Below are 18,597 nucleotides of genomic sequence, written 5' to 3' on the forward strand. Positions count from 1 at the left end.
ATCATGAATCGAAGGACAAAATGTCCTTCGATTCAACTTACATGATACTAGGAGGTGCAGCATGAAACGCAATCGACTTTGGTATGCTATTTTTCTAACACCCGCTGTTATCATATTTCTTCTTGTGTTTGGATATCCGGTTGTTAATGTGATCTTCACATCTTTTTTCGATTATAAAATAAATCAGCCGATGAAATTTATCGGTATTGATAACTACATTGCACTGCTTTCAGATCAATCTTTTCTGATTGCGTTCAAAAATACGATTATTTGGGTGGCGCTGCAGGGTTCATTTCATGTGGCATTAGGTGTGTTGGTTGCTTTGGTCCTATCACATAAACCGTTAGGCTGGAAGTTCGTTCGAACATCCTATATGATTCCAATCATCATATCCTCAGCCGCGAGAGCCATGTTGTTACTATATGTATTTAATCCCCAAATGGGTATGATCAATTCCTTCTTAAAAATGATTGGTTTTGAAGACTTTTCACTGAATTGGTATTTCGATCCATCTACATCGTTTTGGACTGTAACAAGCGGTTGGTTATTTTTTTCTGCTCTTATCACCATTATTGTTATGGCTGAAATTGCAACCATTCCCCAATCACTCTATGAAGCAGCAAAAATCGATGGTGCAACAAGGTTTCAAACGGATCTGTTTGTCGTCTTGCCTTTATTACGAAATGTAATAGGGATAAGTGTTATTCTTGCGACAACAAGTATGTTAAAAGAATTTGAATTAATTTTCTTAACGACAAATGGAGGTCCCAATGATTCAAATTTAAATTTACCACTTTATTTATATAAAGAAGCAATGATGTTAAACAACTATGGGTATGCAAATGCGATTGGAACATTGTTGATTTTCCTAGGCTTGTTCATTATTCTTGTCGCAACTCGAATATTTAAATTTGGACAATCGGATGTCTAGGTGTGAAGGAGAGATGAAATTTGCGAGATAACACCAAACAAATAATTTGGAAATCACTGACCTATATCTTCTTGGCTGCCATTACGTTTATCTCGATTCTGCCAATTTTTTGGGTCTTAATATCTTCTTTTAAAACAACACAGGAAATAACTTCTACACCATTATCTCTTCCAACATCACTTAGTTTTGATGGATATATCACTGCCATAAAGGTTTCACCGATTTTTCAATACTACGGAAATAGCATTGTTGTTTCTATAGCATCAACTATATTCAATTTAATCTTTATGGGTATGGCGGCCTATGTTTTTGCAAGAGTAAAATCAAAGGTTATTAATTTCTTGCTTGCAGTTATGAGTATCACATTGTTTATACCAATTACATCTATGATGCAATCAATTTACAGTGTGGTGGAGTTTATTGGACTATACGATACAAAAACTGGATTGGTTTTGGTGTATACAGCAATTGGAATTCCCATTACACTTTTTGTTCTTCGAAGCTTTTTCCTTACCATTCCTAATGAAATTGAGGAATCTGCTTACATTGATGGGGCTAGTTTTCTTCGTACGTTTTACTCAATTGTGGTCCCTATAGCAAGGCCTGGTTTTGCAACAGCGGCTATTATACAATTTATCAATTGTTGGAACGAATTTTTGTTTGCCTTAACACTTACCTCTAGCAATGAAAATAGAACAGTTCCATTGGTGTTGAATTATTTTACCTCTATGTTCAGTTACGATTATACTGCGTTATTTGCCGCTCTTACGATGATTACCATCCCAAGCATTTTGATGTTTGTTCTTCTTCAAGAGCAAGTGGTGAGCGGATTAAGTTCAGGATCAGTCAAAGGGTAACATGTTGTTAAAAATGTTTAATCTATAATGTCTTCCTTGACCATTACTAGAAGGAAAGGGAAGACGCCGCTCTGGCCTAACACCGAAACGAGAGGAGAAATTTTTTTGAATGAAATTAGCAATATTCACTATCAAGTATTAAATGATTATGATGAAATGTCCCGACAGGCTGCCGAAAAAATTATCGAACAAGTGAATACCAAGCCTGCTTCTCTGGTCTGTTTAGCGGCAGGAGGCACACCTACAGGGACACTGAAGTATTTGGTCGAAGCCGCGAGGAACAAAGAAATTGATTTTTCGCAGTGCCATTTTGTTGGGTTGGATGAATTCGTAGGACTTTCCTGGGAAGATGAAGGAAGCTGCTATCGTTATATAAATGAACACTTTTTCACACCTCTGGCGATTTTCCATGACCGAATTCATTTTTTTAAAGCAGATAGTGATGACCTTCAAAAAGAATGTGAGAAAAATGACAGTTTCATACAAAAGCATGATGGGATTGACGTTCTGCTTTTAGGAGTTGGTGTCAATGGCCATCTTGCCTTAAACGAACCTTATGTGAACAGGGAGCTTAATTCCCACGTTATCAACCTAGATGAAACAACAAAGAGAGTGGGACAAAAATATTTCAGTCAGGAAGCTAAGCTTGAAAAAGGCATTACAATTGGCTTAAAGCAAATGCTCGAAGCAGAGACCACCATCGTCATCGCAAATGGCGAAGTGAAAAAAGAGGCAATCTCTGCATTTTTAAAAGGGGAAGCCGATGAAAAATACCCGGTTTCGGTTCTAAACCTGCATGAAAACTGCTATGTATTTGTCGACAAGGAAGCACATCCTGTTTCATAACGATTTCAGCCCGGATTCTTATCCTGGCTTTTTTCTTGTTCATTTTTTGAAAAGTAATAATTTAGTGCTTCTTACTCATTTTTTTCTAAAATTATATATCTGAATTTTTAGTAAAAATATCTAAAGAACTATTACGGATTTTTTATTATAACTATAATGTAGGTTATTTAAAGATGTGAAAGTTTTTTAAAGTAAAAATTGAAGGGAGAAAAAAGTATGAAGAAAAAGTTTTCAACAATTGCTAGATCATTAACTTTAACGATGATGTGCAGTCTTATTCCATTAGGTTCTAGTTTGGCAAAAACTGAAGAAAAACCGGTCGATTTAGATATGTTGTTCATCGGAGCGCATCCTGATGATGAAGCTGGAGGTTTGTCTACATACGGACAGTGGATCGAACAATATAACTATAAGATGGGTGTAATGACAGTTACACGCGGAGAAGGCGGAGGAAATGCAGTTGGGCCTGAAGAAGGTTCTGATTTAGGTATTTTAAGAGAAAAAGAGGAAAGAGATGCTGTATCTATTGCAGGAATCAATCATGTATTCAATCTAGATAAAGTTGATTTTTATTACAATGTCAGCGCACCCTTAACAGAAAAAGTGTGGGGCCATGATTCCACACTTGAGAAAGTTGTGCGTACCATTCGAATGACAAAACCTGAAATTCTCTTCACAATGAATCCATCACCAACACCAGGAAATCATGGTCATCATCAATATGCTGCAAGAATGGCAGTAGAAGCATTTTACGCTGCTGCAGATCCTACTCAGTTTCCAGAACAAATTTCAAAAGAAGGATTGAAACCTTGGAAAGCAAAGAAAATCGTATATCGTGGTGCGAACGGTGTAGGAGCTAACATTGGGGAAACATGTGAAACAACTTTCGTTCCTACTGAACCAACTGATAAAGTGTATAGCATTTGGAGTGGAAGAAAATCAGTAAAGCAAAACAAGACATGGGCACAGCTTGAACGTGAAGCTCAAAGAATTTATGAGTCTCAAGGCTGGAAGGTATTTGCTGATGTCCCAAATGATCCTAATCAATTAGGCTGTGATCGTTTTACAGAGTTTGATAGCCGTGTACCGATTACAGAAGATAACCAACAATCGACTTCGTTACTTGAAGGTGCTCTTCTAACAAGTGAACAAGGTCTTCCTCTTGGAACAGAATTATCTGTTACAACTTCAAATTACAAAATTGTGCCTGGCGAAACGTTTAAGGTAAATATTGAAGTAACCAACAACAGTGAAAAGAGTTTAAAAGATGCAAATCTAACACTTGAGTTACCTGTTGGTTTGGAAGCAGAGATGAAAGATCAAGTGTCTATTAAGGAGCTTAAAAAAGGTGAAACGAAAAAGTTTAGTTTTAACGTAAAAGCTTCAACAAATATGGAAATGAAAAGATATCGTCTTAACGCTAAATTAGCTGTTGGAGAAAAACAAGGCTTTTCAAGCAGAGTAATTGAAGGGGTATCGGCAGTAGAGGCGAAACTCCAGCCATTAGCACATGTAAAACAGTTCCAAGAATGGACGGAAAAAAATCACGTACAGCATTTAGAGAATTTAATTAAACCTGTGTTTTCAATGGGATTGGGTGAAACGAAGGATATTCAAGTTAATGTAACCAATAACAGTAACAATGTTCAAAATGGAGAAGTATCCATTCAGCTGCCGGAAGGCTTCCAAACACTTCAGCCTTCAATATCCATTGACTCTCTGAAACCAGACGAAACAAAAGCAATACAGTTTTCGGTTAGCAATACAAATCCATCATTAAAAACTTCTAATGATGGAGGTACAAATGGTGATTACGACTTTACGATTACGACCAAAACAACTGATAAATCTGTGGTTCAAACTGCAGCCATTAATTTAGTTCCTGTCACTGATATCCAACAAGCAGTAACTCAACCAACGATTGATGGTGAGGAACACGAAGGTGAATATCATGATCATGATATAGATTTAAGTCGTGTATGGGAAGGGTCAGCGCCTACTTCTTCTATGGACGCCTCCGGTCATGCCAAAGTAAGTTGGAGCAAAGATGCCTTATATTTTTATGTAAATGTTCAAGATGATTTGTTAGGTACTGTCTTAAATGAGGCTGATGCAAAACGTCATTGGAGAACTGATTCCGTAGAAATTACAATCGACCCGCAAGGAAATTCAGAAAATACGTCTTCTACCTTTAAAGTCGGTATTTTCCCAACAACGACTGAACATAAGCCTGCGGCATACCGTGATGCTGATAACAATCAGGGTCCAATCGAATTGACTGCTCCAGGAATGGAAATCGCATCAAAAATTAACGAAGAGAATTATAATGGGTATACGATGGAAGTAAAGATTCCTTTCTCTGTATTGCCTGCGGCTGTTGATCCTGAAAAGTTTGCCTTTAATATTTTTATTTATGATTCAGATACAAAGGACAAAACAGGACAAACACGCCTAGGTTGGTCAACATGGGGTGGTGTACAGGGAGATCCGTATCGTTGGGGCCATGGAAAGTTAAAAGACTACCAACCGGATGGGAACTTACCGCAACAATCAAAAGAACCGATTATTCCAATGGATGTTGCGAAAAGTAGTTTATCGCCACAATCTATCTTACAGTCTTCTTTAAGTGGCATTCCACTTGCCAGCGGACAGGCTGCTGAGAAAGATAGCATAAAGATTGTTGAAAAACCGGAAGTGGGTATTAGCACGGTAAATGTAAAACTTAAAGCTCAAAAACCTGGTACAGCAAACGTGTTTCTATGGTCAAATAAACAAATCTTAGACAAGAAAACAATAGATTTTAAATTTAATCAACAATCTGAAGCCAAATTGCAATATCCGTCTGACAAATTACCTGAAACTGCCTATGTGCTTATTTCTTATGAAACAGAAGACGGTAAAACAGAAAGTATATCCTATCCGATAGGAAAATAAATTGTAACGAATTCCCTTGGCCAATTATTAATAGCCAGGGGTATTTTTTATATCATAAAATTTTACTTGTTATTTTATATGAAACAATATTAAATTTCTAAGAAAATCAGCGTAAAACGTAGACATAAACCGATGATCTAAAATCGAAGTATTTATTAATTAGTTCAAAATATATGAATAAATAGTTAAATATAATTAGAATTTTATTACATATTAAATTAAAATAGAGAAAATATAGAGTTGTTGAAATGAAGCTAACCATTTTAGGTGGTTCTAGTGCTAGATTACTGTTAATTGTAAGCGCTTTAATTCGGTGGAATGATAAATTCCACAATTCTAGACTAGTACTCTATGATACAGATGGGAAGAAGCTACAGTTAATAGGATCATTGATAAAGCATATTGTTTGGAAAAATTGAAAATCGGTATTTATTGTGGGGGACAATCCGTAATAGCAATTGGTGGGTATTTCGGGGCACCATCTGAAAGTCTTGTATTAGATTCCATTAGTGTGAAGTAAGGAGTGTAATTGTGTCAAACTATCCCAAAGCTTTGCAAACATTTGTAGATCCTTTCCTTTTTCAAATATTTGTGGACCATAATGAAGGTGATTGGAAAATGCCTTTTGAGTGGCATGATTCCTTAGAAATTTTTTATACCTTGAAGGGGAAAGGACATTACTTTATAGAGGATAAATTTTATACGTTTCAAGAAGGTGATATGTTTATTATCGGCAACAATGAATTACACAAAAGCCAACTAATTGACGGGGAGCCATTTGAGGCTTTAATTATCATGTTCCATCCTAAAATAGTTCGTATGCTACAAACAGATAATCATTATAATCCACTTACAATATTTAAGGAACGTCCACCTGGTTTTTCACACCAAATGAAGATGAATCAAGATGATCAGATCATTTTTGATATGATTTCGAAACAACTTCAAACAGAGTTTGAGTTAAACCGTGACGACTCGATGTGTAGTATCGTAAGTTTATTGAATTGGCTTCTTGTACTAATAAACAGACAATATGAGAAGGAAAAACAATTACCTTCTTTAAATCCTAAATACTCTTTTAAATTAAATAATACCATTTCAAAAGCTTTAGACTACGTGAACGAAAATTTTTATAAAGACCTTAAACTTTCTGATTTAGCAGAAAACCTTTTTGTCAGTCCATCTTATTTAAGTAGAGAATTCAAGCGTGTTACAGGATTTACTCTAATCGAATTTATCACATCAAAAAGAGTCAGACATGCAAAAAATTTGTTAACGCATTCGTATTTACAAATAACTGATATTGCAAGTCAAGTTGGCTATAACAATGTTACTCATTTTCACTTGGTATTTAAAAAGATAGTTGGAATGAGCCCAGGAGAATATCGGAAGTATGTTAGTAAAATTGATTAATAGTTTGGAGGATAATTTATTTAAATTGAATTTAAAAAAGTATTGAAATATCAATCGAAATTAAATATAATCGGAAATAAGGTAAGCGCTTTCCTTTTATGTGAGAAAGATGAAATTGATTATGCTTTTATTATAATGGAAGTTCTCCATCACGAAAATTTGTTAACATTAAGACCATAATTATATAATTGAGAAAAGCACTTCGTGTTATATGAATCTAAAGCACGAAGAGGAGTATAAAGATGAAACCAACCATTTATGATGTAGCTAAGGAAGCGAATGTGTCAATTGCAACAGTTTCCAAAGTAATAAATAATACGGGCCGAATCAGTGAGAAGACGAAAAACAAGGTCCTTGAAATCATGGAAGAACTCGAATATCAGCCGAGCAGTTTAGCTGCAGCGTTAACGGGAAAGAAAACTTTCACCATTGGAGTGCTCGTTCCCGATATCGCCAACCCTTTCTTTGCTGAAGTAGCCCGGGCGCTAGAAAACAATGCACGGGAAACGGGCTATGCGCTCATCTTGTGCAGTACAGATTATCAACGGGAACGCGAGAATGACTATTTGGAGCTCCTTATTAAAAAACAAGTTGACGGCATAATCATTGCAACGGAACCTAAAGATCTGAAGAAATTCAAAAACCTTCACAATCGGAATATTCCTTTCGTCATGTTTTCTTTTGACCATCTTGCATTAGAATCAAACGTTGTTACTACCGATGATGTAAAAGGGGGGTATCTTGCGGGCCGTTACTTATTGGAAAAAGGACATCAGAATATAGCCGTCATTACAGAAACAGAACGTGCAAGCGGTCAATTACGTTTAGAGGGGTTTAAGCAGTCGCTCGTTGATGAAGGAATTAACATTGATAACACTTTGGTTATCCAGGCAAAATCCAAAATTGAAGAAGCAAAAAAAGCGGCTCATCAAATATTGGAGTTGGATACCTTGCCGACAGCAGTGTTTGCGACAACAGATTTAATTGCTGTGGTCTTTATAAATGAAGCAAGGAAGGCGAAATTATCGATTCCGCATGATATATCGATTATTGGCTTTGATAACACGATCCATGCCGAAATAGCAGACCCTGGGTTAACGACCATTGCACAGCCTATTTCTGATTTGGCCAGTTATGCCATTCAGCAGCTGATGGAATCGATTGAAAAGCCAGGTATGCCTACTCACCGTATTATGCTTACCCCAACACTTGTAGAACGCGAGTCCGTAAAAGATATTAATAAATATAATTCATGAACCTTAAGCTGACCGAACTATCGGAAGCTTTTCATTATCACTTTTGGTTAAGCGCTTTACCATATTGACCTATATTCTTTTAAAAAACCGTAAGATTAAGTGTAGAAAGGGCAATATTTTAATAGAGAGAGCGCTTAACCATTTATGTTTGATTGTAAAAAAAGGGAGGATTCAGTAATGACATTGACTGTAGGAATAATCGGAGCTGGACGTATTGGGAAAATACATGTGGATAATTTGAGAGGCATTCCACGCCTTAGAGTAAAAAGTGTATCAGATGTTGCAATCGGACATCTTGAATCATGGGCAAAAGAGAGGCAAATAGAAGTTTTGACAACAAGTTACCTTGACATCCTAAATGATCCGGAAATTAATGCTGTATTTATTTGTTCACCTACCAATACACATGCAAACATTATTAAAGAAGCTGCAGCAGCAGGAAAACATATTTTTTGTGAAAAACCAGTCAGCTTTACTGTGGAAGAAACGGAAGAAGCACTTGCAGCTGTCGAAAAAGCAGGTGTAAAGCTTCAAGTTGGATTTAATCGCCGATTTGATCCCAACTTCCGTAAAATTCGTGAGCTCGTCCAAGATGGTAAAGTTGGCCAGCCACATATTTTACGCATCACATCCCGTGATCCGGAGCCACCAAGTGTTGATTACATAAAGTCGTCAGGCGGATTATTCATGGACATGACGATACACGATTTTGATATGGCCCGCTATATTATGGGCAGTGAGGTTGTGGAGGTATCTGCAACTGGGGCAGTACTTGTAAATCCAGCTATTGGTGAAGCTGGTGATATTGATACCGCTATTATTACGTTAAAGTTTGCCAATGGCGCTCTTGGTGTTATTGAAAACAGCCGCCGTGCTGCCTATGGATATGACCAGCGCTTAGAAGTGTTTGGTGACAAGGGAGCTGCACAAGCGGATAACAATCGTGCGAACACTGTGGAGCTTTCCACTGCAGAAAGTGTATCAAAAGAGAAACCACTGTACTTTTTCCTAGAACGCTACACACAAGCCTACACTAATGAGGTAACCGAGTTTGCTACTGCCATCCTTGAAAATAAACCAGTAAGCTGCAGCATTTTTGATGGCCTGCAGGCAGAGAGGATTGCCAATGCGGCTAAAAAGTCGCTTGCAATTGGAGCGCCAGTTCAGTTGCAACTGGTTGGTCAATCGGCAACTGTCTAGTATTAGGAAACTAAACGGAAGGATGGAAGTTATATGAACCCGCTCAGATTTAATCAAGTCCGACCCCTCGATCTTATTGCAGTGGGCCGGCTCTGCATTGACTTGAATGCCAATGAGACGAACCGTCCGATGGAGGAAACGCGAACGTTTACCAAGTATGTTGGCGGTTCACCTGCAAATATCGCGATTGGTTCAGCTAGGCTTGGCCAGAAGACTGGTTTTATCGGAAAAGTATCGGACGACCAAATGGGCCGTTTCATTACAAATTATTTAGAAAAGAATTCGATTGATACAACAGGTGTGAAGATTGACCGCACAGGAGCCGTAACGGGCCTTGCTTTTACAGAAATCAAAAGCCCAGTAGATTGCAGTATTTTGATGTACCGAGACAATGTAGCGGATTTGAAGCTGCACCCATCTGAAGTGGATGAAGAGTATATTAAACAGTCAAAGGCACTATTAATCTCTGGAACTGCGCTTGCAAAAAGTCCTTCTCGTGAGGCTGTATTTGTTGCATTAGAATATGCTGTGAAACACGGATTAACCGTATTCTTTGACCTTGATTATCGTCCGTATACATGGACGGATGAAGCAGAAACCGCTGTTTATTACAACCTGGCCGCTGAAAAATGTGATGTCATTATCGGGACGCGTGAAGAGTTCGACATGATGGAAAAACTGTTACATATTGAAGAATCAGATGACCAGAATACAGCCTCTCGTTGGTTTTCTTACCGGGCCGAACTTGTTGTGATTAAACATGGTGGTGCTGGGTCGATTGCGTATACGAAAGACGGCGCATCCCACCGAAGCGGTATTTTCCGGACAAACGTTTTGAAAACTTTCGGTGCAGGGGACTCCTACGCATCAGCATTCATATATGGACTCATGAATGGGCAAGACGTATCAGAAGCGATGAAAATGGGAAGCGCCTCAGCATCGATTGTCATTTCACGTCATAGCTGCTCAGATGCGATGCCATCACTGGAAGAACTTCTAAATCATATGGATACAGCAATTTATGAACTTGCTTAAAAGTGAGATTAATAGATTTTTAAATAGAAAGGATGATTCTCAGATGACAGTGACTACAGTAAAAACTTTAAAAAACTATATTGGCGGAGAATGGGTAGAGTCAACATCAGAAAAAACAGAGGTAGTTTATAATCCCGCAACGGGAGAAGAGCTTTCTATCGTACCACTTTCCACTAAAGAAGAAGTTGATCATGCTGTTCAGGCAGCAAATGAAGCATTTAAAACATGGTCTCAAGTTTCGGTTCCAAAACGTGCACGTATTCTTTTCAAATACCAGCAGCTTCTTGTGGACAACTGGGATGAATTGGCAAAGCTCGTTACAAAGGAAAATGGAAAAAGCTATTCAGAAGCCTATGGTGAAGTCCTTCGCGGTATTGAATGTGTGGAATTTGCTGCAGGTGCACCGACATTAATGATGGGTAAACAGCTTCCTGATATTGCAACCAATATCGAATCCGGTATGTACCGTTATCCGATTGGTGTTGTTGGCGGTATTACGCCGTTTAACTTTCCAATGATGGTTCCTTGCTGGATGTTCCCGCTAGCGATTGCTTGTGGAAATACATTCGTATTAAAGCCATCAGAGCGAACACCGATTCTTGCAGCCCGTCTTGCAGAATTGTTTGAAGAGGCAGGGCTTCAAAAAGGTGTATTGAATATCGTAAATGGTGCACATGATGTGGTAAATGGCCTTCTTGAACATAAGCTTGTTAAAGCGATTTCGTTCGTCGGTTCACAGCCGGTTGCAGAATATGTATACAAAACGGGTACAGCTAATTTAAAACGTGTTCAGGCACTTGCTGGTGCAAAAAATCACTCGATCGTATTAAAAGATGCCAATCTGGATGTAGCAGCAAAAGAAATTACTAGTGCTGCTTTCGGTTCAGCAGGTGAGCGCTGTATGGCGGCTGCTGTTGTGACAGTCGAGGAGTCTATCGCTGATGAGTTGCTTGCGAAACTAAAGATGGCTGCCGATGAGATTGTAATCGGAAATGGACTTGACGAAGGAGTCTTCCTTGGACCGGTTATTCGTGAATCTCACAAAGAACGTACCCTTGGTTATATTGAATCAGGAGTTGAGCAAGGGGCAACACTTGTCCGTGACGGTCGTGAAGACGATGCAGTAAAAGGAGAAGGCTACTTTGTTGGGCCAACTATCTTCGATCACGTGACCCAAGAAATGAAAATCTGGCAGGATGAAGTTTTTGCGCCAGTACTATCCATTGTCCGCGTTCAAGGTTTGACAGAAGCAGTAGATTTTGCAAATGCATCGCCATTCGCAAATGGAGCCTGCATCTATACAGACAGCGCATCAGCTGTCCGTCAATTCCGTGAAACCATCGATGCAGGTATGCTTGGTGTTAATGTGGGTGTTCCGGCACCAATGGCGTTCTTCCCATTCTCGGGCTATAAGGATTCTTTTTACGGTGATCTGCATGCGAATGGAACAGATGGAGTTGAATTTTACACAAGAAAGAAAATGCTGACTGCTCGTTATGTAAAATAATTCGAGAAATAAAAGGGAAGTGGTGGGATGGAGACAGTCCGTGCTGCATCCCTTTTTTTATAGAATAAAAGAGTTCTAGCCTAGTGGATTTGTGTACTTGGCGGAATTAATGTGAAATTCCGCGGAATTCAATCAGATTTCAGCGGAATTATGTTGAAAGTCCGCGGGAATCACAACCAAACGCGCGGAAAAGTTCTTAGGTGAGGGAAGCCATATCGTTTTGATGAGAGGGGATTAAATAGTGGGTACGATTCGATTAACAACAGCACAGGCGCTTGTAAAATTTTTAAACGCTCAATATGTAGAGTTCGATGGGAAACAACAACGGTTTATTAAAGGCATTTTTACGATTTTTGGTCATGGAAATGTGCTAGGTTTGGGGCAAGCATTGGAAGAAAATCCTGGGGAGTTAGAAGTCTATCAAGGACGGAATGAACAGGGTATGGCGAATGCAGCGATGGCTTTTGCCAAGCAGAAACATCGTAAACAGATTATGGCCTGTACTGCTTCGGTCGGACCGGGATCAGCCAATATGGTGACGTCTGCAGCAACGGCAACCGCGAACAATATTCCTGTTCTTTTGCTTCCTGGTGATGTGTTTGCCTCCCGACAACCTGATCCAGTATTGCAGCAAATTGAACAGACTCATAATCTATCTATTTCCACGAATGATGCCTTCCGTGCAGTGAGTAAGTATTGGGATCGTGTCAATCGTCCAGAGCAGTTGATGTCTGCACTCTTGAACGCAATGCGTGTTTTAACCAATCCAGCCGATACTGGTGCGGTTACGATTGCACTGCCACAGGATGTACAGGGAGAAGCATGGGATTATCCAGAACGATTCTTTGATAAGCGAGTTCATCGAATCGAGCGTCGGCAGCCATCAACTGAAAGTATCCGTGATGCAGTAAAACTCATTCAAACAAAAAAGAAACCATTACTGATTTTAGGTGGAGGCGTGCGCTATTCAGAAGCCGCTGATAGTTTCTTACAATTTGCTGAAAAATTCCATATTCCCTTTGGAGAAACACAGGCTGGAAAAAGCGGTGTCGAAAGCACTCATCCACTAAACCTAGGCGGACTTGGTGTTACAGGTAATTCGGCAGCGAATTCCATTGCACAAGAAGCGGATTTAATCATTGCGGTAGGCACTCGCTTTACTGATTTTACAACAGCTTCTAAGCAATTGTTTGGTGAGGCTGAGATTCTGACCATCAATATTTCAGAATTCCATGCAGCGAAATTAGATGCGATGAAGGTGGTCGCTGATGCAAAGGCTGGGCTCGAAATGATTGGCTCCGCACTTGGAGACTACGTTTCCAGATATGAAAATGAAATCGCGGAAGCGAAGCGTGTCTGGGAGGAAGAATTGAATCGTCTTTATGGCATTACATATGGAGAAAACTTCATCCCGGAAATCGCAGGTCATTTGGATGAAAAGCTTTCTGAATATAAGGAAGTTCTTCGTTCCGAACTGACCCAGACGCGTGTGATTGGCAGGGTGAATGAGCTGCTTGATGACAATGCCGTGATTGTTGGGGCAGCGGGAAGTTTGCCAGGCGACCTGCAGCGGATGTGGGTATCGAAAACACGTAACACCTATCATATGGAATACGGCTATTCTTGCATGGGTTATGAGATTGCCGGCGCTTTAGGTACGAAGCTAGCGGAACCAGACAAGGAAGTGTATGCGATGACTGGGGATGGAAGTTATCTGATGCTACATACTGAACTGGTTACTAGTCTTCAAGAAGGTAAAAAAATTAATGTCATCCTGTTTGATAACTCTGGATTCGGCTGTATTAACAATCTGCAAATGGGAAATGGCATGGACAGCTTTGGTACAGAATTCCGTAAAAGGAATCAAGTAACAGGAAAATTGGACGGCCCGGTCATGGCAATTGATTATGCCAAGGTAGCAGAAGGTTACGGAGTAAAAACGTATTCTGTTCGGACAATGGAAGAACTTGAAGCAGCTGTGAATGATTCGAAAAAACAAACGGTCAGTACACTGATTGACATCAAAGTACTTCCTAAAACGATGACAAATGGCTATAACGCTTGGTGGAATATAGGTGTAGCGGAAGTTTCTAAAAAAGAAGGCATCCAAGCCGCCTATGAAAGAAACCAAACAAATTTAGAAAAAGCACGTGCTTATTAAGAGGGGGAATGAGGATGTTTAAGGGAAATCAAGTTAAGTTGGCGATTGCGCCAATCGGCTGGACAAACGATGATATGCCAGAGCTTGGCGGTGAAGTGACATTTGAGCAATGTATTAGTGAAATGGCGCTTGCGGGATTTTCCGGCAGCGAGGTCGGCAATAAATACCCGCGAAATCCAGAGGTTTTACAAAAAGCATTGTCAATTCGTGGATTAGAAATCGCGAGTGCTTGGTTTAGCAGCTTTTTAACCTCTAAACCATATGAGGAAACAACAAAGGCATTTATAAAACATCGAGACTTTTTACATGAAATGGGTGCGAAAGTCATTGTCGTTTCTGAACAAGGCAATAGTATTCAAGGTCAAATGGAGACAGCGCTATTTGATCATAAGCCTGTTTTTACAGAAGGAGAATGGAAGCTTTTAGTCGAAGGTTTACATCTTCTTGGCGACCTCGCAGCTGAAAAAGGGATGAAAATTGTCTATCACCATCACATGGGTACAGGTATCCAAACGACAGAAGAAATTGACCGCTTGATGTCGGAAACGGATCCTAAAAAAGTATCACTTCTATATGATACAGGCCATCTTGTTTTTTCCAGTGAAGATCATTTACACGTACTAAATAAACATATGAGTCGTATTCATCATGTTCATTTAAAAGACGTGCGAATAGATGTGGCTAATAAGATTCGTGAAGGGAAAATGAGCTTTCTACAAGCCGTTAAAGATGGAGTATTTACGGTGCCTGGAGACGGAGTCATTGACTTTAAACCAGTTTTTGAAGAATTAGATGCTGCTGGTTATAAAGGCTGGATTGTTGTAGAGGCTGAACAGGACCCTTCAGTTGCTAACCCATTTGAATATGCATTAAAAGCACGAAAATATATTCGTGAAACGAGTGGACTGTAAAGGAGAACGACCATGACATTAGTAAAGATGAAAGATATCTTGGCACACGCTGAGGAGAATCAATACGGTGTAGGTGCCTTCAGTGTAGCGAATATTGAAATGGTGATGGGAGCTATCCGAGCTGCGGAAGAACTTCGATCCCCGCTTATTTTACAAATTGCGGAAGTGCGTTTGAAGCATTCTCCACTGAATATCATTGGTCCGGCAATGGTCGCGGCGGCTAAGGCTGCAACCGTTCCGGTAGCAGTTCATTTTGATCATGGTTTGACAGAAGAAAAAATTCAAGAAGCACTGGAAATCGGCTTTTCTTCTATTATGTATGATGGCTCGCATCATCCTCTTGAAAAAAATATTGCCGAAACGAAGAAAATGGCTTCGATTGCGTGTGAATATGGAGCGACGGTAGAAGCGGAAATCGGCCAGGTCGGCGGTAGTGAAGACGGTTCCGTGGATCTTGAAGTTTTAATCACATCTACGGAGGAAGCAAAGCGATTCGCTGCAGAAACAGGAATCGACGCGCTGGCCATCGCAATCGGCAATGCACACGGTATGTATAAAGGAGAGCCAAATTTACGATTTGACCGGTTAGAAGAAATCAACGGTGAACTTGATATTCCGCTCGTTCTTCACGGCGGTTCAGGTATTTCAGGGAACGATTTCCGTACATGTATCCGCCATGGAATCCGGAAAATTAACGTGGCTACTGCAACTTTTAACACAGTCGTTGAAATGGTGAACGTACAAACTCCATTTAAGGATTATTTTTCTTATCATGATTCTGTGATAGAAGCAGCAGGAGAAAATGTGAAACGCCATATGGAAATGTTTCAAAGTGTTGGCCGTTTGAAGGGGGATAAAGCGCATGTATGAAAAGCTTGGGGAATTAAATCAGGGTTATACTAAGATCACTGATATGGAAAGTAAGCATCCTGATATGATGCAGGATATCGGCATTTATACTTTGGGTGAGGGAGATATCGAGGTCCTTTTAGATGGCAGCAAGGAGTCAGCCATTCTTCTTCTTGAGGGGGGTGTCCGCTTGGAGTGGAACGGGTACTCACAAGAAATCAAGCGTGATTGTGTTTTTGAAGAAGAACCTTGGTGTCTGCACGTTCCAAAAGGTATTGAAGTGACGGTTACGGCTGTTGCAAACAGTGAAGTACTTGTTCAAAAAACGGATAATGAAAAACTATTCGAAGCAAAATTGTATACTCCGGAGGATTGTGAGAGTACAGTTGCTGGTGAAGGAGTTTGGAACGGAACGGCTGAACGCGTCATTCGAACTATTTTTGATTACAATAATGCTCCTTATTCCAATCTTGTTATTGGAGAGGTTATTTCATACCCTGGTCGCTGGTCAAGTTATCCACCGCATCATCATGATCAACCAGAGGTTTATTACTATCGTTTTGATAAGCCACAGGGTTTTGGATGTGCAATGGTTGGGCCGGAAGCTTATCGTGTCGAACATAACAGCTATATCACCATTCCTGGTGAATTGGACCATCCGCAAGCAACAGCACCTGGTTATGCGATGTACTTCTGCTGGATGATTCGCCATCTCAAAAACAATCCATGGACAGACAGGATTATGGAGGAAGAGCATAAATGGCTGCTCGAGCCAGACTCGAAAATCTGGCCTGAGAAATGAGAATGTGACCACCTTTCCTAAAAGAATTTATCTTCTATGCAAGTAATCTAAAAGTCCATTTAAAGCCGACTATTTACAATCTGTAAATAGTCGGCTTATATTTATGCGGAAAAAAGTTGAGAAGGTGGTTTACTTCTTTGCTCTGTTTTTGACAAGCTTTTTTCAAGATAGATGAAGGGAAGGTTTATATAGAAGGACTTCTGGAAAATTTAATCAAACGCTTAATTAATAGAGGAAATTGTATGTATTGGTCAAAGATTGTATTTTTACGTCAGTATTGAAGTATATTAGCGAAAACAGTGAATATTTCCTCGACAATAATTTCACTTAAAATACCTAACCAATTTGAAGTAGACGGGAATTGTGAATGGCTCTTTTCTTAAACTTTGTTGCTATTGTAGCATAATCAAGAGCATTTACTAAGGTTACTAAGCTATTTTTGCTAATGTTCGTGCAGAAATCTTGGTTTGAATGTGGTAGCTGAAGGTGTCGAGGAAATGGAGCAATATCAATATTTATGCAGCATTGGCTGCCATAAAATACAAGGCTACTATTTTAGCAGACCCACTTCAGTCGATATGGTGGAGAAGTTTTTCTAAATGGGAGCAGAATCCTCTTTATTTTAGGCTATGTTGAAGGAATTTGTTGATGTTTTGGCAATGGGAAAAAATTATTATAATCTCTAAATAAAAGATTGATAGCTACGGTTATCAATCTTTTTATTTACACTAACTTTACAATTGTGTACTTGAATTCAATTATATCTTGTTCTAGTATATAAGCAGATAGTTATATATTACTTTGAATTAAATTACATGAATTTTAAATAAGCATATTATTATTTGCCTATATGCAGGGAGGTGTCCAAACTGTTGAAATCAATAGTTGAAATAGAACGAGCCGCCAACGTTTTAAAATTATTAGGGGATAAAACACGCTTGACCATTGTGACTATTTTAAAACAAAGAGAATGCTGTGTATGTGAATTTCTTGAAGTGTTTGATATGAGTCAGCCGTCTATTAGTCAGCATCTTCGAAAACTGAAGGATTTAGGGTTAGTTAAAGAGGATCGCAGAGGTCAGTGGATCTATTATTCCTTGAATTCACAAAGTGATTTATATGGACTTATAGAAGAAATTTTAGAGCATGTGCCAGTTCAGACAGAGAAAATCAAACAGATTGAAAAAAGCAATCCTACGCTTCGTTGTGGTTGTTAAGCAATTGAATCAACAAGGGGATTACAACAAAATGAAAAAAAAGTTAATCAGCGAATTTTTTGGAACTTATTTTCTTGTTTTTGCTGGAACGGGTGCAGTAGTAATAGATTCGATTACTAAAAGTTTAACTCATGTAGGTGTAGCCCTTACATTTGGGCTAGTCGTAATGGCACTAATTTTCACGTTTGGTCACCTATCTGGTGCGCACTTTAATCCAGCTGTTACCATTGGATTTTTAATTCATGGGGATATAAAGAAGAAAGAAGCACTTTATTATATTATTATTCAAATCATAGCAGGGATTGCAGCAAGTGCAACGTTGTGTTGTTTATTTGGAAACGTTGCAATGCTCGGTACCACCTTACCAAGAGGATCATGGTCACAATCGTTTATTTTGGAATTTATCCTTACTTTTTTCCTGATGATGGTTATCTTCGGTTCTGCGGTCCATGGTAAAGCGGTAAAATCCTTCGCAGGAATTGCCATTGGTGCAACGGTAGGATTGGAAGCTATGTTCGCAGGTCCAATTAGTGGTGCTTCAATGAATCCAGCAAGATCTATTGGTCCAGCCATCGTATCAGGTACAACACAACATCTATGGGTGTATATTGTCGCTACTATTTTAGGAGCAGTTTGTGCGGCAATGATTTATAAAATACTACACGAAAATTAAAGGAG

The 18,597-nt window shown here is 39.3% G+C and carries 15 protein-coding genes and 1 pseudogene; all 16 read left to right on the plus strand.

The window, feature by feature from the left end; translation table 11 throughout:
• Positions 1 to 61: 61 nt before the first annotated feature.
• The 16 genes and pseudogenes from AB7942_RS14175 (at position 62) to AB7942_RS14250 (ending at position 18,592) form a co-directional block, all read left to right on the plus strand.
• The gene (locus AB7942_RS14175; RefSeq protein ID WP_369447346.1) at positions 62 to 931 is read left to right on the plus strand and encodes a carbohydrate ABC transporter permease; all 870 of its coding nucleotides are present in this window, start codon (positions 62 to 64) and stop codon (positions 929 to 931) included.
• Between the two features lie 20 nt (positions 932 to 951).
• On the plus strand, positions 952 to 1,788 hold the full coding sequence (locus AB7942_RS14180) for a carbohydrate ABC transporter permease (protein ID WP_369447347.1): 837 nt from the start codon (positions 952 to 954) through the stop codon (positions 1,786 to 1,788).
• A 105-nt stretch (positions 1,789 to 1,893) separates the two neighbouring features.
• Complete coding sequence (locus AB7942_RS14185) at positions 1,894 to 2,634, plus strand: 6-phosphogluconolactonase (protein ID WP_369447348.1); 741 nt, start codon at positions 1,894 to 1,896, stop codon at positions 2,632 to 2,634.
• Positions 2,635 to 2,850: 216 nt separating this feature from the next.
• Positions 2,851 to 5,568 (plus strand): sugar-binding protein, encoded by a 2,718-nt coding sequence (locus AB7942_RS14190; protein ID WP_369447349.1) that lies wholly within the window; start codon positions 2,851 to 2,853, stop codon positions 5,566 to 5,568.
• A gap of 531 nt (positions 5,569 to 6,099) precedes the next feature.
• The gene (locus AB7942_RS14195; protein WP_369447350.1) at positions 6,100 to 6,981 is read left to right on the plus strand and encodes a helix-turn-helix domain-containing protein; all 882 of its coding nucleotides are present in this window, start codon (positions 6,100 to 6,102) and stop codon (positions 6,979 to 6,981) included.
• A gap of 242 nt (positions 6,982 to 7,223) precedes the next feature.
• On the plus strand, positions 7,224 to 8,237 hold the full coding sequence (locus AB7942_RS14200) for a LacI family DNA-binding transcriptional regulator (RefSeq protein ID WP_369447351.1): 1,014 nt from the start codon (positions 7,224 to 7,226) through the stop codon (positions 8,235 to 8,237).
• Positions 8,238 to 8,414: 177 nt separating this feature from the next.
• The gene (gene iolG, locus AB7942_RS14205; RefSeq protein WP_335437740.1) at positions 8,415 to 9,437 is read left to right on the plus strand and encodes an inositol 2-dehydrogenase; all 1,023 of its coding nucleotides are present in this window, start codon (positions 8,415 to 8,417) and stop codon (positions 9,435 to 9,437) included.
• A gap of 33 nt (positions 9,438 to 9,470) precedes the next feature.
• Entirely contained in the window at positions 9,471 to 10,472 is a 1,002-nt protein-coding gene (iolC, locus tag AB7942_RS14210; protein WP_369447352.1) for a 5-dehydro-2-deoxygluconokinase, read from the plus strand.
• 43 nt (positions 10,473 to 10,515) lie between these two features.
• Positions 10,516 to 11,979 carry a CoA-acylating methylmalonate-semialdehyde dehydrogenase gene (locus AB7942_RS14215; RefSeq protein ID WP_369447353.1) on the plus strand — a complete coding sequence of 488 codons (1,464 nt, stop codon included), beginning with the start codon at positions 10,516 to 10,518 and terminating at the stop codon, positions 11,977 to 11,979.
• A 241-nt stretch (positions 11,980 to 12,220) separates the two neighbouring features.
• Positions 12,221 to 14,140 (plus strand): 3D-(3,5/4)-trihydroxycyclohexane-1,2-dione acylhydrolase (decyclizing), encoded by a 1,920-nt coding sequence (gene iolD, locus AB7942_RS14220; RefSeq protein ID WP_369447354.1) that lies wholly within the window; start codon positions 12,221 to 12,223, stop codon positions 14,138 to 14,140.
• A gap of 14 nt (positions 14,141 to 14,154) precedes the next feature.
• Entirely contained in the window at positions 14,155 to 15,051 is an 897-nt protein-coding gene (gene iolE / locus AB7942_RS14225) for a myo-inosose-2 dehydratase (RefSeq protein WP_369447355.1), read from the plus strand.
• A gap of 12 nt (positions 15,052 to 15,063) precedes the next feature.
• On the plus strand, positions 15,064 to 15,921 hold the full coding sequence (locus tag AB7942_RS14230; protein WP_369447356.1) for a class II fructose-bisphosphate aldolase: 858 nt from the start codon (positions 15,064 to 15,066) through the stop codon (positions 15,919 to 15,921).
• Positions 15,914 to 16,702 (plus strand): 5-deoxy-glucuronate isomerase, encoded by a 789-nt coding sequence (locus tag AB7942_RS14235; RefSeq protein ID WP_369447357.1) that lies wholly within the window; start codon positions 15,914 to 15,916, stop codon positions 16,700 to 16,702. The genes AB7942_RS14230 and AB7942_RS14235 overlap by 8 nt, the downstream gene beginning before the upstream one ends.
• 464 nt (positions 16,703 to 17,166) lie before the next feature.
• Positions 17,167 to 17,301: pseudogene (locus AB7942_RS14240) on the plus strand (EAL domain-containing protein); the annotation flags it as partial.
• A gap of 270 nt (positions 17,302 to 17,571) precedes the next feature.
• Positions 17,572 to 17,919 carry an ArsR/SmtB family transcription factor gene (locus AB7942_RS14245; protein ID WP_214717927.1) on the plus strand — a complete coding sequence of 116 codons (348 nt, stop codon included), beginning with the start codon at positions 17,572 to 17,574 and terminating at the stop codon, positions 17,917 to 17,919.
• Positions 17,920 to 17,950: 31 nt separating this feature from the next.
• Positions 17,951 to 18,592, plus strand: a complete 642-nt coding sequence (locus AB7942_RS14250) for an aquaporin (RefSeq protein WP_335713463.1) — start codon at positions 17,951 to 17,953, stop codon at positions 18,590 to 18,592.
• Positions 18,593 to 18,597 lie beyond the last annotated feature (5 nt).

It is taken from the genome of Neobacillus sp. BF23-41 (assembly GCF_041106275.1).